This is a genomic window from Thermus arciformis (assembly GCF_900102145.1).
Classification (GTDB): Bacteria; Deinococcota; Deinococci; order Deinococcales; family Thermaceae; genus Thermus; species Thermus arciformis.
In genome coordinates, this window is sequence record NZ_FNBC01000037.1 from 1 (window position 1) to 23,315 (window position 23,315).

The 23,315-nt window shown below is 68.4% G+C and carries 21 protein-coding genes, 1 tRNA gene and 2 rRNA genes; 14 read left to right on the forward strand and 10 right to left on the reverse strand.

The genetic code is table 11. The features are described 5' to 3' along the window. Positions 1-139: 139 nt before the first annotated feature. From BLP62_RS10880 to moaA, 4 genes are all read left to right on the forward strand, one after another. Positions 140-3,010, forward strand: a 23S ribosomal RNA gene (locus BLP62_RS10880). 78 nt (positions 3,011-3,088) lie between these two features. Beyond that, positions 3,089-3,205, forward strand: a 5S ribosomal RNA gene (gene rrf / locus BLP62_RS10885). 11 nt (positions 3,206-3,216) lie between these two features. Further along, positions 3,217-3,292: transfer RNA gene (locus BLP62_RS10890), tRNA-Gly, on the forward strand. A gap of 96 nt (positions 3,293-3,388) precedes the next feature. Then, on the forward strand, positions 3,389-4,366 hold the full coding sequence (gene moaA / locus BLP62_RS10895; protein ID WP_093008379.1) for a GTP 3',8-cyclase MoaA: 978 nt from the start codon (positions 3,389-3,391) through the stop codon (positions 4,364-4,366). Here the strand turns inward: moaA and BLP62_RS10900 are convergent. Then, positions 4,344-5,174, reverse strand: coding sequence for a DMT family transporter (locus BLP62_RS10900; protein ID WP_093008380.1), 831 nt, complete (start codon positions 5,172-5,174; stop codon positions 4,344-4,346). The genes moaA and BLP62_RS10900 overlap by 23 nt on opposite strands. 17 nt (positions 5,175-5,191) lie before the next feature. On the opposite strand from BLP62_RS10900, the gene BLP62_RS10905 reads away from it, so the two are divergent. Genes BLP62_RS10905 through dusA form a run of 5 tightly spaced genes read left to right on the forward strand, consistent with a single transcriptional unit; the run spans position 5,192 to position 9,011 of the window. Next, a complete protein-coding gene (locus BLP62_RS10905; protein WP_093008381.1) occupies positions 5,192-6,184 on the forward strand; it encodes a polyprenyl synthetase family protein in 993 nt (330 codons plus the stop codon). Positions 6,185-6,191: 7 nt separating this feature from the next. Then, the gene (locus tag BLP62_RS10910) at positions 6,192-6,383 is read left to right on the forward strand and encodes a hypothetical protein (RefSeq protein ID WP_093008382.1); all 192 of its coding nucleotides are present in this window, start codon (positions 6,192-6,194) and stop codon (positions 6,381-6,383) included. Beyond that, entirely contained in the window at positions 6,371-6,967 is a 597-nt protein-coding gene (locus BLP62_RS10915; protein ID WP_093008383.1) for a hypothetical protein, read from the forward strand. Before BLP62_RS10910 ends, BLP62_RS10915 begins: the two co-directional genes overlap by 13 nt. Before the next feature lie 9 nt (positions 6,968-6,976). Then, entirely contained in the window at positions 6,977-7,990 is a 1,014-nt protein-coding gene (gene ispH / locus BLP62_RS10920; protein ID WP_093008384.1) for a 4-hydroxy-3-methylbut-2-enyl diphosphate reductase, read from the forward strand. Beyond that, positions 7,983-9,011, forward strand: coding sequence for a tRNA dihydrouridine(20/20a) synthase DusA (gene dusA, locus BLP62_RS10925; protein ID WP_093008385.1), 1,029 nt, complete (start codon positions 7,983-7,985; stop codon positions 9,009-9,011). Before ispH ends, dusA begins: the two co-directional genes overlap by 8 nt. On the opposite strand, the gene BLP62_RS10930 is transcribed toward dusA, so the two are convergent. Genes BLP62_RS10930 through glgC form a run of 6 tightly spaced genes read right to left on the reverse strand, consistent with a single transcriptional unit; the run spans position 8,907 to position 13,865 of the window. Next, entirely contained in the window at positions 8,907-9,479 is a 573-nt protein-coding gene (locus BLP62_RS10930; protein WP_241374267.1) for a tetratricopeptide repeat protein, read from the reverse strand. The two genes, dusA and BLP62_RS10930, sit on opposite strands and share 105 nt — an antisense overlap. Positions 9,480-9,517: 38 nt before the next feature. Then, the gene (locus tag BLP62_RS10935; protein WP_093008387.1) at positions 9,518-10,840 is read right to left on the reverse strand and encodes a glycogen synthase; all 1,323 of its coding nucleotides are present in this window, start codon (positions 10,838-10,840) and stop codon (positions 9,518-9,520) included. Between the two features lies 1 nt (position 10,841). Continuing rightward, positions 10,842-11,213: a gamma-glutamylcyclotransferase family protein gene (locus BLP62_RS10940; protein ID WP_093008388.1), complete on the reverse strand. Its 372-nt coding sequence runs from the start codon at positions 11,211-11,213 to the stop codon at positions 10,842-10,844. Between the two features lie 26 nt (positions 11,214-11,239). Further along, positions 11,240-11,914, reverse strand: a complete 675-nt coding sequence (locus BLP62_RS10945) for a response regulator transcription factor (RefSeq protein ID WP_093008389.1) — start codon at positions 11,912-11,914, stop codon at positions 11,240-11,242. A gap of 17 nt (positions 11,915-11,931) precedes the next feature. Next, positions 11,932-12,618: a SagB/ThcOx family dehydrogenase gene (locus tag BLP62_RS10950; protein ID WP_093008390.1), complete on the reverse strand. Its 687-nt coding sequence runs from the start codon at positions 12,616-12,618 to the stop codon at positions 11,932-11,934. Between the two features lie 2 nt (positions 12,619-12,620). After that, on the reverse strand, positions 12,621-13,865 hold the full coding sequence (gene glgC / locus BLP62_RS10955; RefSeq protein ID WP_093008391.1) for a glucose-1-phosphate adenylyltransferase: 1,245 nt from the start codon (positions 13,863-13,865) through the stop codon (positions 12,621-12,623). A gap of 67 nt (positions 13,866-13,932) precedes the next feature. Between glgC and BLP62_RS10960 the strand changes: the two genes are divergently transcribed. Further along, on the forward strand, positions 13,933-16,026 hold the full coding sequence (locus BLP62_RS10960) for an AAA family ATPase (RefSeq protein ID WP_093008392.1): 2,094 nt from the start codon (positions 13,933-13,935) through the stop codon (positions 16,024-16,026). A 65-nt stretch (positions 16,027-16,091) separates the two neighbouring features. On the opposite strand, the gene BLP62_RS10965 is transcribed toward BLP62_RS10960, so the two are convergent. Together BLP62_RS10965 and BLP62_RS14535 are read right to left on the reverse strand one after the other, a co-directional pair. After that, a complete protein-coding gene (locus tag BLP62_RS10965) occupies positions 16,092-18,398 on the reverse strand; it encodes a penicillin acylase family protein (RefSeq protein ID WP_093008393.1) in 2,307 nt (768 codons plus the stop codon). Positions 18,399-18,447: 49 nt separating this feature from the next. Then, positions 18,448-18,738 carry a hypothetical protein gene (locus BLP62_RS14535; protein ID WP_176758205.1) on the reverse strand — a complete coding sequence of 97 codons (291 nt, stop codon included), beginning with the start codon at positions 18,736-18,738 and terminating at the stop codon, positions 18,448-18,450. Between BLP62_RS14535 and BLP62_RS10975 the strand changes: the two genes are divergently transcribed. Then, positions 18,737-18,946, forward strand: coding sequence for a CDGSH iron-sulfur domain-containing protein (locus BLP62_RS10975; protein WP_093008394.1), 210 nt, complete (start codon positions 18,737-18,739; stop codon positions 18,944-18,946). The genes BLP62_RS14535 and BLP62_RS10975 overlap by 2 nt on opposite strands. A gap of 43 nt (positions 18,947-18,989) precedes the next feature. Then, a complete protein-coding gene (locus tag BLP62_RS10980) occupies positions 18,990-19,949 on the forward strand; it encodes an aldo/keto reductase family protein (protein WP_176758206.1) in 960 nt (319 codons plus the stop codon). Positions 19,950-20,047: 98 nt separating this feature from the next. Here BLP62_RS10980 and BLP62_RS10985 read toward each other — a convergent pair whose 3' ends face one another. Beyond that, on the reverse strand, positions 20,048-20,665 hold the full coding sequence (locus tag BLP62_RS10985) for a hypothetical protein (protein WP_093008396.1): 618 nt from the start codon (positions 20,663-20,665) through the stop codon (positions 20,048-20,050). A gap of 57 nt (positions 20,666-20,722) precedes the next feature. Between BLP62_RS10985 and BLP62_RS10990 the strand changes: the two genes are divergently transcribed. Continuing rightward, positions 20,723-21,982, forward strand: a complete 1,260-nt coding sequence (locus BLP62_RS10990) for an MFS transporter (protein WP_093008397.1) — start codon at positions 20,723-20,725, stop codon at positions 21,980-21,982. A gap of 86 nt (positions 21,983-22,068) precedes the next feature. Beyond that, the coding region (locus tag BLP62_RS10995) for a hypothetical protein (protein WP_093008398.1) at positions 22,069-23,315 on the forward strand (1,247 nt) is incomplete at its 3' end.

Consider the following 23,315-nt stretch of genomic DNA (forward strand, 5'->3'; position numbering starts at 1 on the left):
AGGCAAGCCCCACCCCCCTTGACAGTTCCCTTGGGGTTTGGTAGATTCTTCTTTGCGCTGCCCAGAGGGCGGCGGGGGACCTTGAAAGCTGGGGTGGAGCATGAACACCAAGGCCAAGCCACCGCTTGGCCTTCAAGAGGGTCAAGATACTAAGGGCCCACGGTGGATGCCTCGGCACCCGAGCCGATGAAGGACGTGGCTACCTGCGATAAGCCAGGAGGAGCCGGTAGCAGGCAGCGATCCCTGGATCTCCGAATGGGGTAACCCGGCCGGCCTGAACGCCGGTCACCGCGCATCCGCGCGGAGGGAACCTGGGGAACTGAAACATCTCAGTACCCAGAGGAAAAGAAAGAGAAATCGACTCCCTCAGTAGCGGCGAGCGAAAGGGGACCAGCCTAAACCGCCCGGCTCGCCCGGGCGGGGTCGTGGGGCCCTCAAACACCAAATCCCTAGCCTAGCCGAAGCCGCTGGAAAGCGGCGCCAAAGAGGGTGAAAGCCCCGTAGGCAAAAGGCAACGGGATAGGTGAGGGTACCCGAGTACCCCGTGGTTCGTGGAGCCATGGGGGAATCCGGGCGGACCACCGCCTAAGGCTAAGTACTCCGGGTGACCGATAGCGCACCAGTACCGTGAGGGAAAGGTGAAAAGAACCCCGAGAGGGGAGTGAAATAGAACCTGAAACCGTGGGCTTACAAGCAGTCACGGCCCCACCAGGGGTTGTGGCGTGCCTATTGAAGCATGAGCCGGCGACTCACGGCCGCGGGCAAGCTTAAGCCGCAAGGCGAAGGCGTAGGGAAACCAAGTCCGAATAGGGCGCAAAGTCCGCGACCGTGGACCCGAAACCGGGTGAGCTAGCCCTGGCCAGGGTGAAGCTGGGGTAACACCCAGTGGAGGCCCGAACCGGTGGGGGATGAAAACCCCTCGGATGAGCTGGGGCTAGGAGTGAAAAGCTAACCGAACCCGGAGATAGCTGGTTCTCCCCGAAATGACTTTAGGGTCAGCCTCAGGCGCTGACTGAGGCCCGTAGAGCACTGATAGGGCTAGGGGGCCCACCAGCCTACCAAACCCTGTCAAACTCCGAAGGACCTCAGGCGCAGCCTGGGAGTGAGGGCGCGAGCGATAACGTCCGCGTCCAAGCGCGGGAACAACCGAGACCGCCAGCTAAGGTCCCTAAGTCTGGGCTAAGTGGTAAAGGATGTGGCGCCGCACAGACAGCCAGGAGGTTGGCTTAGAAGCAGCCACCCTTTAAAGAGTGCGTAATAGCTCACTGGTCGAGTGGCGCCGCGCCGAAAATGATCGGGGCTTAAGCCCAGCACCGAAGCTGCGGGCCTGGCCTAAACCAGGCGGTAGGGGAGCGTTCCCTATGCCGTTGAAGGCCGACCCGTGAGGGCGGCTGGAGGTACGGGAAGTGCGAATGCCGGCATGAGTAACGATAAACAGGGTGAGAATCCCTGTCGCCGTAAGCCCAAGGGTTCCTACGCTATGGTCGTCAGCGTAGGGTTAGGCGGGACCTAAGGTGAGGCCGAAAGGCGTAGCCGATGGACAGCCGGTTAATATTCCGGCCCTTCCCGCAGGTGCGATGGGGGGACGCTCTAGGCTAGGGGGACCGGAGCCATGGACGTGCCCGGCCAGAAGCGCAGGGCGGGAGGTAGGCAAATCCGCCCCCCACAAACCCTGCGTGGTGGGGAAGCCCGTACGGGTGATAACCCCCCAAAGCCACGGAGCCAAGAAAAGCCTCTAAGCTCAACCTGCGGGAACCCGTACCGCAAACCGACACAGGTGGGCGGGTGCAAGTGCACTCAGGCGCGCGGGAGAACCCTCGCCAAGGAACTCTGCAAACTGGCCCCGTAACCTCGGGAGAAGGGGTGCTCGCCTCAGGCGAGCCGCAGTGAACAGGCTCTGGCGACTGTTTACCAAAAACACAGCTCTCTGCTAACTCGCAAGAGGACGTATAGGGAGCGACGCTTGCCCGGTGCCGGAAGGTCAAGGGGAGGGGTGCAAGCCCCAAACCGAAGCCCCGGTGAACGGCGGCCGTAACTATAACGGTCCTAAGGTAGCGAAATTCCTTGTCGGGTAAGTTCCGACCTGCACGAAAAGCGTAACGACCGGAGCGCTGTCTCGGCGAGGGACCCGGTGAAATTGAACTGGCTGTGAAGATGCAGCCTACCCGTGGCAGGACGAAAAGACCCCGTGGAGCTTTACTGCAGCCTGGCGTTGGCTCTTGGTCGCGCCTGCGTAGAATAGGTGGGAGCCCGCGAACCCCCGCCTCCGGGTGGGGGGGAGGCGCCAGTGAAATACCACCCTGGCGCGGCTGGGAGCCTAACCCTAAAAGGGAACAGCGCTTGGTAGGCAGTTTGACTGGGGCGGTCGCCTCCTAAAACGTAACGGAGGCGCCCAAAGGTCCCCTCAGGCGGGTCGGAAATCCGCCGGAGAGCGCAAGGGTAAAAGGGGGCCTGACTGTGAGGCGGGCATGCCGAGCAGGGGCGAAAGCCGGGCCTAGTGAACCGGTGGTCCCGTGTGGAAGGGCCATCGATCAACGGATAAAAGTTACCCCGGGGATAACAGGCTGATCTCCCCCGAGCGTCCACAGCGGCGGGGAGGTTTGGCACCTCGATGTCGGCTCGTCGCATCCTGGGGCTGAAGAAGGTCCCAAGGGTTGGGCTGTTCGCCCATTAAAGCGGCACGCGAGCTGGGTTCAGAACGTCGTGAGACAGTTCGGTCTCTATCCGCCACGGGCGCAGGAGGCTTGAGGGGACCCCTTCCTAGTACGAGAGGACCGGAAGGGACGCACCTCTGGTTTCCCAGCTGTCCCTCCAGGGGCATACGCTGGGTAGCCATGTGCGGAAGGGATAACCGCTGAAAGCATCTAAGCGGGAAACCCGCCCCAAGATAAGGCCTCCCACGGCGTTAAGCCGGTAAGGACCCGGGAAGACTACCCGGTCAATGGGCCGGAAGTGTAAGCGCCGCGAGGCGTTGAGCTGACCGGTCCCAATCGTCCGAGGTCTTGACCCTCCACGCACTCATACCCCACCCCAGCCCCCGCCGCCCTCATCGCAGCCGCGAACTTTGAAAAACCAAAACACCAAAATCCCCCGTGCCCATAGCGGCGTGGAACCACCCGTTCCCATTCCGAACACGGAAGTGAAACGCGCCAGCGCCCATGGTACTGGGACCGCAGGGTCCCGGAAGAGTAGGTCGGCGCGGGGGATTTTTCCTTCGCGGGAGTAGCTCAGTCGGTAGAGCACGACCTTGCCAAGGTCGGGGTCGCGGGTTCAAGTCCCGTCTCCCGCTCCAACAAAAACCCCCAGGACCTGCCCTGGGGGGTTTTGTTTTTTTATCCCTTGCCCTCTGCCCCGGGGCGTAGTATGGTGCCCCAAAGGGGGAAAGGGCATGAAGCTACTGGACAACTACGGGCGCGTTATCAAAGACCTTCGCATCTCCGTCACTCCCCGGTGCAACCTGCACTGCCTTTATTGCCATCCCCTGGGCCTGGAGATGGCCGAGCCCCCGGGCACCCTCACCGTGGAGGAAGTGGACCACTTCCTCGAGGCCGCCTCCCTCCTCGGCCTCTCCGCCGTGCGTTTCACCGGGGGCGAACCCCTGGTGCGCAAGGAGCTTCCCCGGATGATTGAACGGGCCCGGAGCAAGGAAGGCGTTGAGGACGTGGCCATCACCACCAACGGCCTCCTCTTCGCCAAGCGGGCCAAGGAGCTCGTGGAGGCGGGGCTTAACCGGGTGAACATCTCCTTAGACGCCCTCACCCCCGAGGTCTTCGCCCGCATCACCCGGGGAGGAAAGGTAGAGCGGGTCCTCGAGGCCATAGAGAAGGCCATGGAGCTCGGCCTCCACCCCGTGAAGGTCAACGCCGTGGTGATCCGGGGGATGAACGAGGAGGAGGTGGTGCCCCTGGCGGGGCTTTCCCTGGACCGGCCCCTCCACGTGCGCTTCATTGAGTACATGCACCTGGACAACTCCGACCCCGAGGAGTACCGCCGCCGCTTCGTCCCCGGCAAAGAGACCCGGGCCCGGATTGAGGCGGTCTACGGCCCCCTGGAGCCCGTCCCCCACGACCCCACCTCCCCGGCCCGGGTCTTCAAGGTCCCCGGGGCCCAGGGGACGGTGGGCTTCATCAACCCGGTGACGGAACCCTTTTGCTCCAACTGCTCCAGGCTTCGCCTCACCTCGGACAAGAAGCTCAGGCCCTGCCTCCTTACGGACCTGGAGATGGACATCGCCTGGGCCTTCGCCGCCCCCGAGCCCGTGGAGGCCCTGGTGGACGCCATCCTCATCGCCACGAACCGCAAGCCCGCCTTCGGCAACACCCTGCCCACCCTGCGCAAGCGGGTCATGCTGGGGATCGGCGGATAGCCTGCAGGGTGGCCCCGATCACCAGAAAAGCCCCCAGGGCCCCCGTAAGGCCCATGCGCTCCCCCAGGAGGAGGAAGGCGAAGAGGGTGGCCCAGACCGGCTCCAGGGTGTAGAGGATGGCCGCCTGGGGCGCGGGGACGTGCCTCTGCCCCCAGGTCTGGAGCCAGGTGGTGAGGGCCGTGGCCACCACCCCCAGGTAGAGCACCGCTCCCCAGGGGACTTCCCAGGAAAGCCCCCCCTCCCAAAGGGCCCAGGGCCCGGCGAGGAGGGCCGTGCCCACCACCTGGACCGCGGTGAGGGGCAAGGAGGGGATGGCCTTGGCGTGGACCTCGAGGCGGACGATGTAAAGGGCATAGGTCACCGCCGTGACCAGGGTCCAGAGGTCCCCCACGTTGAAGGGAGGCTGGTTGGGATCGTAGGAGAGGAGCCCCACCCCCAAAAAGGCGAGAAGCGCCGCCACCCCCGCCCGCCCCACCCTCCTCCCGGCCAGGGAGAGGAGGAGGGGCACCAGGACCACGTTCAAGGCGGTGATAAAGGCGCTCCGGCTGGCGGAGGTGGACTGGAGGCCGATGGCCTGGCTGGCGTACCCCAGGAGGAGCCAGAAGGCGAGCTCCATCCCCGGCCCCCAAGCCCCCCTGGGAAGGCGCGCAAGCCAGGGGAGGAAGAAGAGGCTCGCCACCAGGAAGCGGAGGAAGACCAGGGCGCTTGCGGGCATGGCCTCCACGGCGCCCTTCACCACCACGAAGGTGGTGCCCCAGAGGAGGGTGAGGAGGTTCAGGGCAAGAAGGCCCAGGGCGTAGCCGCGCATGGCCTAAAGTGTAAGGCATGGTGCCCACGCCCGAGGCCATCCGGCAGGCCCTCCAAGAAAGGCTCCTCGCCCGCCTGGACCACCCCGACCCCCTTTACCGGGACCTCCTCCAGGACTACCCCAGGCGGGGGGGGAAGATGCTCCGGGGCCTCCTCACCGTGTACAGCGCCTTGGCCCACGGGGCGCCCTTGGAAGCGGGCCTCGAGGCCGCCACCGCCCTGGAGCTCTTCCAGAACTGGGTCCTGATCCACGACGACATTGAGGACGGCTCCGAGGAGCGCCGGGGCCGGCCCGCCCTCCACCGCCTCCACCCCATGCCCCTGGCCCTGAACGCGGGGGACGCCCTGCACGCCGAGATGTGGGGCCTCCTCGCGGAAGGCCTCGCCCGGGGGCTTTTCCCCCCGGAGGTCCTCTTGGAGTTCCACGAGGTGGTGCGGCGCACCGCCTACGGCCAGCACCTGGACCTCCTCTGGACCCTAAGCGGGACCTTTGACCTGAGGCCGGAGGACTACTTCCGCATGGTGGCCCACAAGGCCGCCTACTACACCGCCGTGGCCCCCTTGCGCCTCGGGGCCCTCCTCGCCGGGAAGACCCCGCCCGCCGCCTACGAGGAGGGGGGGCTAAAGCTCGGCATGGCCTTCCAGATCGTGGACGACATCCTGAACCTCGAGGGGGACGAGGCCTACGGCAAGGAGCGGGCCGGAGACCTCTACGAGGGCAAGCGCACCCTCATCCTCCTCCGCTTCCTAGAGGAAGCCCCCCCCGAGGAGAGGGCCCGGGCGGAACGCCTCCTCCGCCTTCCCCGGGAGGAAAAGCCCGCGGAGGAGGTGCGCTGGCTTTGGGAAAGGCTCTTGGCCTCCCAGGCCCTTTCCTGGAGCAAGGCCACGGCCAGGAGGCTCAAAGAGGAAGCGTTCCAAGCCCTCCGCCCCGCCCTGGAGGACCTCCCGGGGAAGGAGGCCCTGGGCCACCTCCAGGGCCTCCTTACCGCCTTGGTGGAGCGCAGGGCATAATGGGGCCATGCAGGGGGTGCGCTTCCGGGTCATCACCGCCAACGACCCCGACATCCTCCAAGAGCGCCTGAACCGCTTCGTGGAGGACCTTTCCGAGGATGTGGTCCTCGTGGACGTGAAGTTCGCCGTGGCCGAGGGCCCCTCTCCCCTCTTCGCCGTCCTGGTGCAGTACAAGGAAGTGGAGGCGTGGAAGGAGTAGAGGCCTTCCTCTTCTTCCTCGCCCTCCGGGGCGAGGCCAAGCGGGAGGAGGTGCGGGCCCGGTTTCCCCGGCTCGTGCCCCTCCTCAAAGCCCTGGGGGAGGAGGTGGAGGCGCGGGGCGAAACCTTTAGGCTCGCCAAGCCCCTCCGCCTCTCCTGGTTCGCCCCCCTCTTCCAGGCCCAGTACTCCCCCCTTCTCCCCGAAGAGGAGCGGACCCTCGCCTTGGAGCGGCTCGTGGAGGCGGCCTTCCGCTCGGCGGAGGCGGGCGAGCCTTTGGTGGACGGGGATGGGCTTCTTAAGGCGGCCCGCCTCTTCCAGGCGGGAAGCCGGGCCCTTCTGGAGGGAAACCCCCGGGAGGCGCTTCACCGCTACGGGGAGGCCCTGGGCCTCCTGGAGGGAGAAGGCCTCCCCTTCCCCGCCGCCGCCCTCGCCCTCCTCGCCCAGGCCCAGGAAGGCTTCCGCCCCGGGGGCAAGGGGAAGGCCACGGCGCAGAAGGCCCTCAGGCGGGCCCAGACCCCCTTCGTCCGGGAGGTGGCGGAAAGGATCCTCTCCCCCGCCACAGACCCCGAGGCCCCGGGCCCGTAGAATGGGGGGATGACGGGGCTTCGGCGGGTCTACCTGGCCCGGCCCCGGGGCTTCTGCGCCGGGGTGGTGATGGCCATTGAGGCGGTGGAGCGCTGGGCGGAGGCCCTGAGGGAGAAGGGAGACCTCGTGGTCTACCACGAGATCGTCCACAACCGGGTGGTGGTGGAACGCCTCAAGGCCAAGGGGGTCCACTTCGTGGAGGACCTGGCCGAGGTGGAAAGGCTGAGGCGGGAAAGGCGCCTCGCGGACACCGTGGTCTTCTCGGCCCACGGCCACCCCCCCGCGGTCCGCCGCCAGGCGGCGGAGATGGGCCTCACCGTCCTGGACGCCACCTGCCCCCTGGTGACCAAGGTGCACACCGAGGCGAGGCGCTACGCCGAGGAGGGGTACTGGATCCTCCTCATCGGGGACTCCGCCGACCACCAGGAGATCAAGGGCACCTACGGGGAGGCCCCAGAAAGGACCCTCCTGGTGGCAGTGCACACCCACGTGGGCAAGGACCCCCACCTGGCCGACCCCCGCACCGTGGAGGTGCCGGACCCCGAGCGGGTGGTGGTCCTCACCCAGACCACCTTGAGCGTGGACGACACCCTGGCCACCATAGAGATCCTCAAAAGGCGCTTCCCCAAGCTGGTGGTCCCCTCCCGCAAGGACCTCTGCTACGCCACCCAGAACCGCCAGGAGGCGGTGAAGCGGATCGCCCCCAAGGTGGAGGCCTTCCTGGTCCTCACGAGCCCCCACTCCTCCAACGGGATGCGCCTTTTGGAGCTGGCCCAGAGCCTGGTGGGCCGGGCCTACCGGCTGGAGCGCCCGGAGGAGCTTAGGCCCGAGTGGCTGGAGGGGGTGGAAAGCCTGGGGATCACCTCCGCCGCCAGCACCCCCGAGGACCTGGTGCAAGGAGTGGTGGCCCGCCTCAAGGCCCTAAGCCCGGGGCTGGAGGTGGTGGAGGAGGGGGAATGGGAGGCCATCAGCTTCCGGGAGCCCAGGCCCCTCGCCCCCGAGGAGGTCCTGAAGGGTGCTTGACCTGAGGCTTTCCGTGGCCCCCATGGTGGACCGCACCGACCGGCACTTCCGCTTCCTGGTGCGGCAGGTGAGCCTGGGGGTAAGGCTCTACACGGAGATGACCGTGGACCAGGCGGTGCTGAGGGGAAACCGGGAGCGCCTCCTCGCCTTCCGCCCCGAGGAGCACCCCCTCGCCCTCCAGCTTGCGGGTTCCGACCCAAAGAGCCTGGCGGAGGCGGCGAGGATCGGCGAGGCCTTCGGCTACGACGAGATCAACCTCAACCTAGGCTGCCCCTCGGAGAAGGCCCAGGAAGGGGGGTATGGGGCCTGCCTCCTCTTGGACCTCGTGCGGGTGCAGGAGATCCTGAAGGCCATGGGGGAGGCCGTCCGCGTCCCCGTGACGGTGAAGCTGCGCCTGGGCCTCGAGGGGAGGGAGACCTACCGGGGGCTTGCCCAGGCCGTGGAGGCCATGGCGGAGGCCGGGGTCAAGGTCTTCGTGGTCCACGCGAGGAGCGCCCTCCTCGCCCTCTCCACGAAGGCGAACCGGGAGGTCCCCCCCTTGCGCCACGACTGGGTCCACCGGCTCAAAGGGGACTTCCCTCAGCTCACCTTCGTCACCAACGGGGGGATCAGGAGCCTGGAGGAGGCCCTCTCCCACCTGGAGAAGGTAGACGGGGTGATGTTGGGGCGGGCGGTCTACGAGGACCCCTTCGTCTTGGAGGAGGCGGACCGGAGGGTCTTTGGCCTCCCCCGCCGTCCAAGCCGCCTCGATGTGGCCTGGAGGATGCGGGCCTACCTGGAAGAGGAGGCCCTAAAGGGCACGCCCCCTTGGGCGGTCCTGAGGCACATGCTCAACCTCTTCCGGGGAAGGCCCAAGGGGAGGCTCTGGCGGAGGCTTTTGGGCGAGGGCCGCTCCCTCCAGGCCCTGGACCGGGCCCTACGGCTTATAGAGGAAGAGGTAGGCGAGGAGGGCGAAAAGGAGAAGCCAGGCCCAAAGGGGCAGGCGGAAAGGGCGCCTGGGCTTGCCCGTGAGGGGGTCTAAGGAGGGGGGCGGGGCCATCTTCAGGCGGGTCGCCCGCTTCATGTGGGCCACCATCTTGTCCAGGTCCCCCTTACGCTTGTAGAGGGCGGCCAGGTTCTCGTGGAGGAGGGGGTCCTCGGGGGCGAGCTTGAGGGCCTCTTGGTAGAGGGCCAAGGCCTCCTCTAGCCTCCCCCCCTCCAGGTGGAGGGTCCCCAGGTTGGCGAGGGCCCGGTGGTGCGCGGGGTCCAAGGCGAGGGCCCTTTTGAAGCGGGCCTCCGCCTCCTCCCGCCGCCCCTCCCGCACCGCCTTCACCCCCAGGACCACCTCCTTCTCGGCGGCGAAGAGGGGGTCGTCCAGGGCCTCGGGGTCCTCCTCCAGAAGGGAAAGCCCCCTTAAAAGCCGCTCCCTCTCCCCCTCGGGGAAGCCCTCGGCGTAGGCCCGCGCCCCGGCGTAGTCCTTGCGCCGGAGAAGGGTAAGGAAGCGACGCAACGCCTCGTCCGGTACCACTCCCCCATCTTAAGGGGCCCCTAGCCCAGGGCCTCCCGGTACACCTCCCGGTAGGCCCGCGCCGGGCCCTCCCAGGAGAAGTCCTTCTCCATGGCCCTAAGGCCCATCTCCTCCGCCCCCAGGCGGAAGAGGCGGAGCACGCCGTAAAGGAGGCCCTCCGGGTGGTAGGTCTCAAAGAGGACCCCGGTCCTCCCGTCCTCCACGGTGTCCTTGAGCCCCCCCACCGCCCGGGCCACGGGAGGGGTGCCGTAGCGGCTTGCGATCATCTGCACCAGGCCGCAGGGCTCAAAGCGGCTCGGGACCAAGACCGCCTCCGCCCCGGCGTAGGCCAGGCGGGCCATGGCCTCGTCGTAGGCGGGGAGGAAGCGGACCCCTTCGGGGTTTTCCTCCTGCGCCCGGCGGAGCGCCTCCTGAAGCCCCTCGTCCCCCACGCCTTGGACGTAGAGGCGAAAGCCCATCTCCAGGAGGCGGGGAAGGGCCTTTAGGAGGAGGTCCAGGCCCTTCTGGGAGTCCAGGCGGCCTATATAGGCGAGGACGGGAGGCCTAAGCCCCGTCCGCTCCCGGAAGGCCTCCTTGGCCAGGGCCTTCCCCGAGGGGTCCTCCCGGGTGTAGGGGGCGGGGAGGTGGGGGTCTTTGCCGGGGTCAAAGACCTCCGTGTCCAGGCCGTTCAGGATGCCCCTGAGCTTCCCGGCGTGCCTCCTCAAGACCCCGTCCAGGCCCATGCCGAACTCGGGGGTCTGGATCTCCTCGGCGTAGGAGGGGCTCACCGTGGTGACCCGGCGGGCGAAGACGATCCCCCCCTTCATCAGGTTCACCTGGCCGTGGAACTCCAGGGCCTCCATGTGGAAGAGGCTCCAGGGAAGCCCGGTCCAGGAAAAGAAGAGCCCCGGGTCCACGAGGCCCTGGTGGGCCAGGTTGTGGATGGTGTAGACCGTGGGGGCGTAGAGGGCGAGGAGGGCCGCGGTCCAGTCGTGGGCGTGGACGAGGTCGTAGCCCCTCGCCACCTCCTTGGCCGCCAGGGCGAAGCGGAGGTAGCGCTCGGCGTCGTCGGGGTAGCCGTAAATCCGCTCCCGCCCAAACCCCTCCACCCCGAGGAGGAGAAACCGCACCCTCCCCGCTACCCGCTCCCCCAAGGGGGCCCTCTCCTCCCGCCCGAAGAAGGGAAAGGCCACCTCCCCCACCCGCCTGGCCTCCAACCCCCCGTGCCAGGGGAGGAGGATATGGGCCTCCACCCCCAAAGGCTTCAGGGCCTTGGGGAGGGCCCCCACCACGTCGGCAAGCCCCCCCACCTTGGCCAGAGGGTAGGCCTCGGGGGCCACGTGGAGCACGCGCATAACGCCCATGCTACCCCTTCCAGACCCCCTGGGGAAGGGGCAGGGCCCCCTCGAGGCTTCCCAGGTAGAGGTAGGCCCAGGCCTCCAGAGGGCCTTCCTCCGTCTCCACCCGCACCCTCACCCGCCTGTACTCCTCCCCCTCGTCCTCCAGGGCGTCCAGAAGGGGTAAGGCCTCGGGCCGGAGGAAGAGCACCTCCCCAAAGACCCGCCCCTCCCCCGGCACCATGCCCGGGTAGGCGTAGGGGCGGTGAGGGCCCTGGGGCAGGTGGTAGAGGCGAAACCCCTCCACGAAGCCGGGAAGGACCCGGTGGAGGTAGGGGCGCACCAAAGGGTGGTTCCGCTCCCCCCGCTTCAGGGTCCCGTAGACGAAGACGGCCTCCATCCAAGCGCCCCGCCAAGGCGGGGTCCTCAATCCCCGAGGAAGCGGTACCCCAACCCCACCACGGTCTCAATGAAGCGGGGGGCCAGGGGGTCGTCCTTGAGCTTCTTGCGGAGGAGGCGGACGTAGGCGTCCACCACCCGCTCGCTTCCCCCAAACTCCGGCCCCCAGACCCTCTCCAAAAGCTCCTCGCGGCTGAAGACCCGCCCCGGGGCCTGGGCGAAGACCAAGAGGAGGCTCATCTCCGTGGGGGAAAGCTTGAGGGGCTCCCCTTCCAGGTAGGCCTTCCGCCCCTCCAGGTCCACCTCCAAGGGCCCGAAGCGCCTCCGTCCCTCCTTCCCCGCCCGGCGGAGGAGGGCCTTGATGCGGGCGAGGAGCTCCTTGAGGGAGAAAGGCTTGCCCAGGTAGTCGTCCGCTCCCTCCAGAAGCCCCTCCACCCGGCTGTCCTCGTCGGCGCGGCCCGTGAGGAGGAGGACGGGGAGAAGGGGGTCCAGCCCGCGGAGCTCCTTCAGGACCTCCAAGCCCTCCCTATCCGGCAGGCCCCGGTCCAGCACCACCAGGTCAGGTCTTCCCCCCTCCCACACCCGGTCCAGGGCCTCCCTCCCCGAGCGGACCCAGTCCACCCCGAGCCCCTCCTTCTCCAAAAAGCGCTTCACCAGCTCACCCACCTGGGGGTCGTCCTCCACCAAGAGAATCTTTCCCATAATGCTTCCCCGAATACTCACCGACCCAAAACCAGAACCACCCCGGGATACTCCCCCTCCGGCAACCCCAGAAGCCGCGCCACCTCCTCGTCGTGGAAGGTCTCCGCAGGGTAAGCGGCAAGACCCTGGCCCACCGCGGCAAGCAAGGCGAGGGAAGCGGCGTAGCCTGCCTCTAAAAGAGCATACCGGTACCCCCTGAGGCCGTACAAGGCCTCGCTCCGCTCGGGCACCAGGGTGAGGGCGAGGAGGGCCGCCGCCCCTTCCAGGCCAAGGCCCATGAGGGCCTCCGACCAGGGGGCCACCTCCGCGCGGGGGGAGATCTGGAAAAGCTGGTGCTCCTTGGGAAAGTAGTGGTAGACCCCGGGGAAGACCCCCTCCACCCGGAAGGCCACCAGGTAGGCCTCGAGGGGGTAGGCCTCCCCCGCCGAGGGGAAGCCCCGCCGCCCCTCCCGCTCGGCCAGGGGGTAGAGGACCTGGGAAAGGTCCTTCAGGGTGAGAGAGGCCCCCACCTCGGGAAGGAGGGGCCTCAGGTGGGCCATGGCCCGGAAGAGGGGAGGCCCCCCGTCCTGGCGGAAAGGGGGCAGGGCCTGGGTCTCCAGGGGGTTGGCGTAGACCTTGGCCCGGGGCTTCCGCCGCAAGGGGAGCTCGTCCCCCGGGCGCAAGCGGGTGAGGCGATAGAAGAGCTTGCCTGGATGCTTCTCCACGGCTAAAAGCGGTAGCCCTTGGGCACCACCACCACGCCCTCGGGGGTGACGGTGAAGCCCCGGGCCCGGTCCTGCTCCAGGTCGTAGCCGATTTCCGTGTGGGGAGGGATCTTCACGTTCTTGTCCACGATGGCGTTCCGGATGCGGCAGTAGCGCCCCACCTCCACGTCGTCAAAGAGCACGGAGCGCTCCACCAGGCTGTAGGAGTTCACCCGCACCCGCCGGAAGAGGACGGACTCCCGCACCGTCCCCCCGCTCACGATGACCCCGCCCGCGAGGAGGCTATTTAAGGCCCGCCCCACCCGCTCCCCGGTCTCGTGGACGAACTTGGCCGGGGGGCTGAAGAGGTTGGCGGTGCGGAGGGGCCACTCGGGGTTGAAGAGGTCAAACTCGGGGACCACCTTCACCAGGTCCATGCTGGCCTCGTAATAAGCGTCCAGGGTCCCCACGTCCCGCCAGTAGAGGTTGGGGCCCTCCTGGCCGGGGATGGGGTTGCGGTGGAAGTCGTAGGCGTAGACCCTGTACCCCTCCTTGAGGGCCCGGGGGATGACGTCCTTGCCGAAGTCGTGGGCGCTGGTCTCGTCCTTGGCGTCCGCCTCCAGAAGCTCAAAGAGGGCCTCGGTGCGGAAGATGTAGTTCCCCATGGAGGCCAGGGCCAGGTGGGGCTTTCCCGGGATGGGCTTGGGGGCCTTGGGCTTCTCCTGGAACTCGGTGATGCGCCACTCGTCGTCCACCTGCAAAACGCCGAAGCGGTTCGCCTCCTCCACGGGCACGGGGTAGGCGGCGATGGTGATGTCCGCCCGCTTGTCCTGGTGGTACTCCACCATGTGGCGGACGTTCATCTTGAAGATGTGGTCCCCCCCGAAGACGGCCACCGCCTCGGGGGCGTGGTTTTGCACCAGGTGGAGGTTCTGGTAGATGGCGTCCGCCGTGCCCCGGTACCAGACGGGCCCGAGCTCCTCGTAGCGGTACATCTGGGCGGGCACCAGGAGGATGAAGTGGTCCTCCAGAAAGGCCCCGAAGCGCCAGTAACGCTGGATGTGCTCCGTGAGGGACTGGGCCTTGTACTGGGTGAGGACGTAGATGGCGTAGATGCCAGAGTTCACGAAGTTGTTGAGGACGAAGTCAATGATGCGGTACTTGGCCCCGAAGGGCACCGCGGGCTTGGCCCGCTTGGCCGTGAGGGGGTAGAGGCGGCTCCCTTGCCCCCCGGCCAGAATCATTCCCAGAACCTCCACCTTGACCATGCCGTCCCCCTTTGGGGGTAGTTTACCCCAGGGCCCCCGGGGCTGAAGCCCGGGTATAGTGGGCGGGATGAAGGTGGTCGCCCTTCGCTGGTCCGCCCCCCCCACCAAGCCCAAGCCCGCCCCGCCCTTTTTCGGCCAGGAGCGGGCGCTTAGGGCCCTCGAGGCCGCCTTCCGCCAGGGGGGGCACGGGTATCTGGTGGGGCCGAGCGGCCTGGGGAAGCGCAAGCGCCTCCTCGCCTACCTGAAGGGGCGCCCCTTCCCGAAGGAGGAGCTCGTCTACCTCCCCCTGGGGGAGGAGGCCTTCCCCCTCCTCCTGCCCGAGGGGAAGGGCCGGGCCCTTTTGGAGGAGGTGGAGGCCCTCCTCTCCGAGTTCACCCCGGCCCTCTTCCGGGAGAAGGGCTTTCTCTACGCCAAAAGCCTGGTGGAAGCCCGCTACCAGAAGGAGGCCGAGGCCCTCCTCGAGGCCCTAAGCGAGGAGGCCGAGGCCCACGGCTTCGCCCTGGAGGAGGGGGAGGAGAGCCTGAAGCTTTCCGGCCAAGGCCCCCTGCCCCCGGAGCTCTCCGCCAGGCTGGAGGAGACGGTCCTGGCCTACCTGGAGGCCCGGCAGAAGGCCCAGGCGGAGGTGGCCGCCCTGAGGCGGGGCTTCGCCGAGCGCTTCTTCGTTCCCAAGGCGGAAAGGCTCAAGGAGCGCTTCCCCGAGGCCCGGGCCTACGTGGACTGGGTGCTGGAAACCCTCCTCAGGGCCGCCGCCTTGGAGGAGGAGCCGGAGGCCCCAGGCCTCCTCCCCCACCTCCTGGTGGCGGGGGAGGACCGGGTGGTCTACGAGCCCAACCCCACCCCGGAACGGCTCTTCGGCCACCTGGAGTACGAGGCCCGGGAAGGGGTCCTCACCACCCACCTGGGCCTCCTCCGCCCCGGGGCCCTGCACCGGGCCACGGGGGGGGTGCTGGTCCTGGAGGCCCACCGGGTGCTGGAGCTCGGAAGCTACCCCCTCCTCAAGCGGGCCCTGGCCACAGGGGAGGTGGAGCCCCTCACCCCAAGGCCGGAGGTGAAGGGCCCCAGGCTCAAGCCCGCTCCCCTTAAGGCCCAGGTCTTCCTGGTGGGGCCCCCGGAGGTGGTGGCCTTCCTGGAGGAGGACGAGGAGTTTTTGGAGCTTTTCCCCTTCCGGGTGGAGTTCAGTCCCGAGATTCCCTACACCGAGGAGAACGTGGCCTACCTGGGGGGGTTCTTGGAGGCCGAGGGCGTTTCCCTCACCCCCGAGGGCCTGGCCGCCCTCGCCGACGAGGCCAGGCGCCTGGCGGGCCACCGGGAGCGCCTGGACGCCCGGCTCTACCGCCTCTTGGACCTGGCCCGGGAAGCCCAGAGCCTGAGGAGCCCCGTGGACGGGGAGGCGGTGCGGGAGGCGGTGCGGGGCAGGGAGGAGCGCTTCGGCCTCGAGGAGGAGCTCTACCTGGAGGAGATCCGCCAGGGGGTGGTGGCCCTGGAGGTGGCGGGGGAGCGGGTGGGGGAGGTGAACGGCCTGGTGGTGGTGGAGGGCCCCCTCCCCACGGGCCGCCCCGTGCGCATCACCGCCCAGGCGGGCCCGGGGCGGGAAGGGGTGCTCTCCATTGACCGGGAGGTGGGCCTCGGGGGGCAGGTCTTCCACAAGGCCGTCCTCACCTTGGCGGGCTACCTCCGGGGCACCTACGCCCAGCTTGGGGCCCTCTCGGCCACGGTGAGCCTGGTCTTTGAGCAAAGCTACGGGAGCCTCGAGGGGGACTCGGCGGGCCTCGCCGAGCTTCTGGCGGTGCTTTCGGCCCTCTCCGGCCTCCCCTTAAGGCAGGACCTGGCGGTGACCGGGGCCATTGACCAGACGGGGAGGGTCCTCGCCGTGGGCCGGGTGGCGGAGAAGGTGGAGGGCTTCTTCCGCGTCTGCCAGACCCTGGGCCTCACCGGCACCCAGGGGGTGGTCCTCCCCAAGGCCAACCTCCCTCACCTCACCCTGCGGGAGGAGGTGGTGGAGGCATTGGAAAAGGGGCGCTTCCACCTCTTCGCCGTGGAGGAGGTGGACGAGGCGGTGGAGCTCCTCTTCGGGCGCAAGGCCTACTGGGTGCACGAGAAGGTGCGGGAGGCCCTGGAGCACTTCCAGAAGCTGGAGAACGGGGACGGGGAGAAAAGCTGAGGGCCCACACGGAAGGTCCCGGCCGGGCTTAAGGCGTTTTGGAGCCCCCACCGCGGCGGGACACCCTAGCGCCCAGGCTCCAGGATGAGCTTCCTCCCCTCCCCCGCGAAGCGCATGGGGAGGTAGTCCCCGCGCCGCCAAAAGGAGAGGAGGTCGGCGTAGTGGGGGGAAAGGAAGTGGCCCGACTGGCCCATGGGGTGAATGAAGAGGGAGTTTTCCATATCCGAAAGGTCCACGATCTGGCGGTAGCTCGGCCCGTGGCCCATGGCGAGGGTCTCGGGGTCAAAGGGCCCCACGTTCACCGTGTACCGGTCGCCGCCGAAGGCCACCTCCCGGTCGGAGAGGCGCTTTAGGGGGGTGTGGGTGAGGACGGCGTGGGGAAAGCGCGCCCGGTGGGCCTCCCCCCAAGTCCTGGCCCCCAAGGCCTCCTTCCGGTCCAGGGCCCGTTCCAGGGCGAGGGCGGCGTAGTCCAGGCAGGACTCCCGGTACTCGGTCTCCGGCTGGTCGCAGTTTTTGTCCCCCTCCTTCAGGGCCTTCAGGAGGTAGCGGGGCTCGTCCCAGTAGGCCTCCCCCACCTCCTTCTGGGGAAGCCGGGTGAGCTCGGTGTACCAGAGGGCGAAGACCAGGGCCTCCTCGGAGCCTAAGGCCATGGTCCCGTCCCAGGCGAGGAGCCGATCCCGCCAGGTGCGGGCCCTCTCGGAAAGGGGGGTAAGGAGCTCCAAGGTGGGGCGGAAGTCCCGGTAGAGGAGGCTCTTCTGGTCCTGCTGGATGGCCTTCATGTCCTCGAGGGAAAGCCTCTCCTTGGCGAGGAGGAGTTCCTCTATGCGCTCCGCCCGGTAGGGCTCGGCCCAGTCGTAGGTGAGGGCGTAGGGGAAGCCCTTGGGGGTCACCTTGTGGTTGGCGGTGACGAGGTAGCCCCTAGGGGGGTTAAAGGCCTGGGGCCACTCCTCGGGCTTCCGGTAGCCCAGCCAGTCCCAGGTCCCGTCCCCAGGCACCGGCACCATGCCCGTGTGCCCCTCCTTGCGAACGGGGAACTTCCCCGGGGCGATGTAGCCGATGTTGCCGTCCATGTCGGCGTAGACGAAGTTCTGGCTTGGGGCGGAGTAGACCTCCAGGGCCTTTTTAAACTCCTCCCAGTTCCCCGCCCGGTTCACCCCCAGGAAGGCCATGAGGATGTGGTCTTCCGGGTCCAGGCTCACCCAGCGGAGGGCCATGGGGGCCTTGGGGGGGTCTTGCAGGGCGTCGGTGATGACGGGCCCGTAGACCGTCTCCCGCACCTTGAGGACCTCTTCCTTACCCCCCTTGACCCGGATCACCTCCTCCCGCACCCCGTAGGGCAGGACCCCGCCCCGGTAGCGGTAGCCCCTTCCTTCCACCTCCTCCAGGAGGTAGAGGTCCTGCACGTCCGCCCCCACGTTGGTCACCCCCCAGGCGATGCGCTCGTTCCGGCCGATGACGACGCCGGGCACCCCGGGAAGGGTCGCCCCCATGGCCTTAAGACCTGGGGCCTCGAGGGCCATGAGGAACCAGAGGCTCGGGGCCTGGAGGGCGAGGTGGGGGTCGTTGGCGAGGAAAGGCTTGCCCGTTTCGGTGCGGCTTCCCGCCACCACCCAGTTGTTGCTGGCCTCCATCTGGCGGGGCGGGGCCATCCGGAGGAGGGCGCTTGGGGCCTCCTCCCGCTTTAGAGGAAGACTCAGGTCCTCGGCGGAAAGGATGGTGGGGGCGTCCTCGGGGTAGGGGGGCATGAGCTCAAGGAGCCGCTCCGGGCTTATCCCCCGGGCGAGAAGGCGGTGGCGCTTTAGCTCCTCCTCCCAGTTCCCCGAGAGGTCGTAGCTCATCATCTTGGCCCAGACCAGGACGTCGGGACCCGTCCAGGGCTCGGGGCGGAAGCCGAGGAGCCTGAACTCGGGCGGCAGGGGGGCCCCAGAGGCCAAGAAGGCGTTTACCCCGGCGGCGTAGGCGTCCACCGCCTCCTTCTCCTCGGGGTAGAGCCTCCCGTAGGCCGCCTGGGCCGCCCGGTAGAAGCCCCAGGTGCGGAGGAACCGGTCCTGGGGAAGCGTGGCCTCCCCCAGGATCTCGCTCAAGCGCCCCTGGCCCACCCGGCGCTGGAACTCCATCTGCCAAAGCCGCTCCTGGGCGTGGACGAAGCCCTGGGCGAAGAAGAGGTCCTTGAGCGTGGCCGCCCGGATGCGCACCACCCCCTGGGCGTCCCGCCGCACCTCTACGGGAGCGGAAAGCCCCTCCAGGGCGATGCGGCCCTCCCCTTGGGGCAGGGAGGAGCGCAGGTAGACGTACCCCGAGAAGCCGAGGAAGAGGACGAGGAAAAGCCCCAAGCCCAAAAGCCAGGCGAGCCCCCGCAGGAAGCGCTTCATGGTCAGGAGGAAGCATACCATAGACCCCATAGACCTCCTGCGGGCCTCCTTAAGTGGAGTTCTTCTCGGGCTTCTCTTCCACCGCCTGGGCCTTCCGGGCGGGGCCGTGGTGGGGGCCATGCTGGGCACGGGCCTCGCCCAGCCCCTCGCCTTCCTCCTCGCCAAGCCCCTGGGCCAGCCCGCAAAGGCCCTCCTCTTCGCCCTGGCCCCCGGGGGGGCCCCTGAGCCAGGCCGAGGGGGGAAGCCCCGCCCTGGTGGGGGTCTTCCACACGGTGCGCGTCCTCGCCCTCTTCCTCCTCGTCCCCCTCCTCGCCCGGCTTCTCAGGTAGAGTGGGGGCATGCGGCTGGAGTTTCTGGAAAACGGCCCCATCCGGGTGGAGGGGAAGCGCTTCGCGGTGCGCGTGGGGGAGAAGGAGGAGGTCCTGGAGCGCCCCCGGGTCTTCCTCTGCCGCTGCGGGGGCTCGGGGAACAAGCCCTTCTGCGACGGCACCCACAAGCGGATCGGCTTCCAGGCCCCGGGCGGGGTCTTGGAGGTGGAAGGCGACTGACCCGCTGGTCAATCCCGGCCAAAAGGGGTAGACTGCGGGGGCCATGGGTGAGATGCGCTACCGCAAACTGGGCAAGTGGGGCCTGAAGGTCTCCGAGATCTCCCTCGGGGCCTGGGTCACCTTCGGGGACGTGGTGAAGGACAAGGAGACCGTCCGGGAGATCGTCAAGATCGCCTACGAAGGGGGCGTGAACTTCTTTGACAACGCCGACGTCTACGCCAAGGGCCTCGCCGAGGAGATCATGGGGGAGGTCCTCAAGGAGTTCCCCCGGCACACCCTGGTCCTCTCCACCAAGGCCTACTGGCCCATGTCCGAGGACCCGAACGACCGGGGCCTAAGCCGCAAGCACCTCCTGGAGAGCATCACGAAAAGCCTCAAGCGGCTCAAGACCGACTACGTGGACCTCTTCTTCGCCCACCGCTTTGACCCCGAGGTCCCCATGGAGGAGATCGTCTACGCCATGCACGCCATCGTGGAGAAGGGCTACGCCCTCTACTGGGGCACCTCGGAGTGGCCCGCCGCAAGGATCGCCGAGGCCGTGGCCTTCGCCAAGGCGAACGGCCTCCACCCCCCCGTGGTGGAGCAGCCCCAGTACTCCATGCTCTACCGGGAGCGGGTGGAAGGGGAGATCCTCCCGGAGGCGGAGCGCTTCGGGATGGGCCTTGTGGTCTGGAGCCCCCTGGCCATGGGCATGCTCACGGGGCGGTACGACGGGGGCATCCCCGAGGAAAGCCGCTTCGCCCGCTACCCCCAGTTCGCCGAGCGCTTCCTCACCGAGGAAAACCGGCAGAAGGTCCTCAAGCTCAAGGAGGTGGCGGACGAACTCGGCCTCACCCGCACCCAGCTTGCCCTGGCCTGGGTGCTGAGGCTTCCCGGGATCTCTAGCGCCATCACCGGGGCGACCCGCCCAGAGCAGATCCGGGAGAGCCTGGGAGCGGCGGGGGTGGACCTGCCGAAGGAGGCCCTGGAGAAGATTGAGGCCATCCTAAAAGGCGAAGCCTAAGTGTCCGCACCTTGATTGCGCCACATGGGACGCCAGGGGTAGGGCTCTGCGAAGGCTCTTTTGGGGCCCCTGCTCTGGCTTGCGCCAGAGCGGGGTACTTAAGGCGCTGGGGCCAGGCCCAGGTGGAGGAGGTAGCGGGCCTGGCCCTCTTCCTTGCGGGCCTCCGCCAAGGCGGCGTAGCGATGGTAAAGCGCCAGCAGTTCCCGCTGGAGGGCCTTGGCCTCCTCCCGCCTCAGGTAAAGCCCGGCGCTCCAGAGGTTCACTAAAGGGGGAAAGTCCTCGGCCAGGAGGTCGGGCTCCTCCTCGGCGCCGAACTCCAAAAGCCCCTCCGGGTTGAGGAAGACCCGCAAGACCGCCCCGTAGCCGGGGTCGTGGGCCTCGAGGGCCTTTTGCCACTCCTCCTGCCAGCTCTGGGCGGCCTCGAGGGCCCGCAGCACCCTCTCCGGCACCAGCTCCCGGGGAATGCGGAAGTCCGTGTCCACCGCCTGGTAAAGCCGGACGGGCCTGCCCCGGCGCCTCCTGACCCCCACGGGCTTAAGGAGGCCCGCCTTCAGGAAAAGCCCCACCCGGTAGTGGGCCTGTTGCAGGGAAAGCCCTTGGGCCTGGGCGAGGTCCTTCACCGTGGCCGGGCCCTTCATGAAGGGCTTCAAAGAGACCGCCAGGTCCGGGTCCGCCAGGAGACGGGCCGCCAGAGGGTTTTCCACCAGGAAGGCCATGGCTTTATTCTAAATCCCCGCTTGCCCCTAGAGTAGAAGGGGGCCAAAGGTGTAGGGGTGCAGGGGCTTGCCGCCTTCCGCCTCCTCTGGCTGGGCCAGGCCCTGGCCCTTCTAGGCCGGGAGATGACCTGGTTCGCCCTCACCCTTTACGCCTACGGGAAGACGGGCCAGGCCACCACCCTCTCCCTCCTGGGGTTTTCCCACTTCCTCCCCCTCATCCTCCTCTCCCCCCTGGCCGGGGCTTTGGTGGACCGCTACCCGAGGAAGTGGGCCATGCTTGTGGCCGACCTCGGCGGGGGGGTGGCCACGGGGTTTCTCTTATCCCTTTACCTCCTGGGGCGCCTCGAGGTCGTCCACCTCTACCTGGTCTCCGCCCTCACGGGGGCCCTCTCCAGCCTCCACTGGCCCGCCCTCTCCGCCGCCCTGTCCGCCATGCTGGAGAAGAGGGACTACGCCCGGGCAAGCGGCATGATGAGCCTGGCGGAGTCCCTGGCCGGGGTGGGGGCCCCCGTCCTGGCCGCGGCCCTCTTGAAGCCCCTGGGCCTCGGGGGGATCTTCGCCCTGGACCTCCTGGGGGCGGGCGCCGCCGTCCTTAGCCTCCTCCTGGTGCCCATCCCCAACCCGGGGCTCGAGGCCCGGGAGAAGACCTCCTGGATAGGGGAAGCCCTCTTCGGCTTCCGCTTCATCCTGGAAAGGCCGCCCCTCCTCGGCCTCCAGCTCATGTTCTTCGGCATCAACTTCCTCACCACCTTAGCCGCCACCGTCCTGCCCGCCATGGTCCTGGCCAAGACGGGGCTGTCGGAGGCGGCCTTGGCCCTGGTGCGCTCCGCCGCCGGGCTTGGCGGGGTGGCCGGGGGGCTTCTCCTCTCCCTTTGGGGCGGCCCCAAAAAGCGGGTCCACGGGGTCTTCCTGGGCATGGCCCTCTCCAGCCTGGCCCTGGCCCTCATGGGGGCGGTGGAGGGGCCTTCCGCGTGGGCGGCCCTGGCTTTCCTGGAAAGCTTCTTTATTCCGGTGCTCAACGGGTCCAACCAGGCCATCTGGCAGGCCAAGGTGCCCCTTTCCGTGCAGGGGAAGGTCTTCGCCGCGAGGCGCATGATCGCCTGGTTCGCCAACCCCCTGGCCATGCTCCTTGCGGGGCCGCTGGCCGACCGGGTCTTCGGCCCCCGGTACGGGCAGGGGGAAGGCATCACCCTCATGCTCCTCCTCTTCGGGAGCCTGGGGGTGCTTTGGGGGCTTTCCGGCTACCTCTTTCCCGGGGTGCGGGAGGTGGAGCGCCTCCTTCCCGACGCTAAGGAAAGCCAGGCAACCGCGCCGTGATCGGGCCCGGACGCAAGGCCAAGGGGCGCCCTTCCAATGTGGCTTCCTTCCCTCCCAAGGAAAGAGGGGGCCTGTAGGCTTCCCCTATGGGCGAGCCCCTCCCCGCCACGGCCCTCCGCCTCCTGGAGGAAGGGCGGGACCGGGAAGCCCTGGCCTTTCTCCTTCCTCCCCAGGAGGGCCCTTTGGAGGCGGAGCGCCTCGCCCTTCTCGGCTTCGTGGAGGCGAGGCGGGGAAACCTTCAGGCCTACCGCGCCCTGGCCCTGGAGGCCGCCCAAAGGGCCCAGACCCCCTTCACCCTCTACCACCTGGGCCTCGCCCTGCCCCCAAAGGCGGGGGCCTTGGCCCTGGAGGAGGCCCTCCACCGCTTCCAGGGGGACGCCAAGGGGGAGGCCCGGCTCCACCTGGCCCTGGCCGTGGCCCTGGAGCGCCTGGGCCGGCCCGAGGCCCTGGCCCACGCCGCCCTCGCCCGCCTTAAGGACCCCTCCCCCTGGAACGTCCTCCACCACCTGCGCCTGGAGCTCCTCTTCGGCACGAAGCCCCTCCCGGAGGTCCTGGAGGAGGCGGAGCCCTTCCTGCCCCACCCCTTCCCGGGAGTGCGGATGCTGGCGGGGCACACCCTGGCCCTTACTCACCTCTTCCGGGGAAGCCCAAGGCGGGCCAAAAACCTCCTCCGGGGCCTCCTCCCCCTCCTGGAGCCGCCAAGCCTTGCGAACTTCCTCGTCCTTGGGGCCCTGGCCCTGGACCCCCCCGAGGTCCGGCTCCTCCTGGAAGGGGCTAAGGCTTTCCTCCCCCGGGAGGGCTGGCCCTGGGGCTTCTACCTCCTCGCCCGGGGGCTTCAGGAGGGGGATGAGGCCCACCTCCTCGCCGCCCACGGCCTCCTGCGGGAGGACGGGGCGCTCTACGCCCTCCTCTCCGAGGCCCGCCTGGAGGCCCTCGGGGTGGGGGTGGAAGACCCCCTGGCCCCCAGGCTCGCCCCCGCCCTCCGCCCGGAGGCCCGGGCCCTCCTTTTGGGAGAGGCCGGAACCCCTCTCCTTCGCTTCCTCGGGGGAGGCCCCCTCCCCTCCCTGGGCCCCAGGGGCACGGAGGCCCTGGCCCTCCTCCTCGCCCACGAGGCAGGCCTGTCGGGAGAGGCCCTGGGGGAGGCGCTTTACGGGGAGCCCAACCTGGGGGCCCTGAAGGCCCTCCTCCACCGCCTGCGGGAGAAGGGCTTCCGCATCTCCTGTTCCCCTTACCGCTTGGAAAACCCTCCCCCCTCGGACCTCGGAGCCTTCCTTAAGGCCCTCTCCCGGGGGGACCTGGAGGGGGCCCTGGCCCTCTACCAAGGCCCCCTCCT

Coding starts and splice junctions, on each gene's coding strand:
- BLP62_RS10975 (WP_093008394.1), top strand. CDS start 18,737: ATGCGGCTGGAGTTTCTGGAAAACGGCCCCATCCGGGTGGAGGGGAAG.
- BLP62_RS10960 (WP_093008392.1), top strand. CDS start 13,933: ATGAAGGTGGTCGCCCTTCGCTGGTCCGCCCCCCCCACCAAGCCCAAG.
- ispH (WP_093008384.1), top strand. CDS start 6,977: ATGACGGGGCTTCGGCGGGTCTACCTGGCCCGGCCCCGGGGCTTCTGC.
- BLP62_RS10935 (WP_093008387.1), bottom strand. CDS start 10,840: ATGGGCGTTATGCGCGTGCTCCACGTGGCCCCCGAGGCCTACCCTCTG.
- BLP62_RS10940 (WP_093008388.1), bottom strand. CDS start 11,213: ATGGAGGCCGTCTTCGTCTACGGGACCCTGAAGCGGGGGGAGCGGAAC.
- BLP62_RS10985 (WP_093008396.1), bottom strand. CDS start 20,665: ATGGCCTTCCTGGTGGAAAACCCTCTGGCGGCCCGTCTCCTGGCGGAC.
- BLP62_RS10965 (WP_093008393.1), bottom strand. CDS start 18,398: ATGAAGCGCTTCCTGCGGGGGCTCGCCTGGCTTTTGGGCTTGGGGCTT.
- BLP62_RS14535 (WP_176758205.1), bottom strand. CDS start 18,738: ATGCCCCCACTCTACCTGAGAAGCCGGGCGAGGAGGGGGACGAGGAGG.
- BLP62_RS10905 (WP_093008381.1), top strand. CDS start 5,192: ATGGTGCCCACGCCCGAGGCCATCCGGCAGGCCCTCCAAGAAAGGCTC.
- moaA (WP_093008379.1), top strand. CDS start 3,389: ATGAAGCTACTGGACAACTACGGGCGCGTTATCAAAGACCTTCGCATC.
- BLP62_RS10910 (WP_093008382.1), top strand. CDS start 6,192: ATGCAGGGGGTGCGCTTCCGGGTCATCACCGCCAACGACCCCGACATC.
- BLP62_RS10945 (WP_093008389.1), bottom strand. CDS start 11,914: ATGGGAAAGATTCTCTTGGTGGAGGACGACCCCCAGGTGGGTGAGCTG.
- BLP62_RS10980 (WP_176758206.1), top strand. CDS start 18,990: ATGGGTGAGATGCGCTACCGCAAACTGGGCAAGTGGGGCCTGAAGGTC.
- BLP62_RS10900 (WP_093008380.1), bottom strand. CDS start 5,174: ATGCGCGGCTACGCCCTGGGCCTTCTTGCCCTGAACCTCCTCACCCTC.
- glgC (WP_093008391.1), bottom strand. CDS start 13,865: ATGGTCAAGGTGGAGGTTCTGGGAATGATTCTGGCCGGGGGGCAAGGG.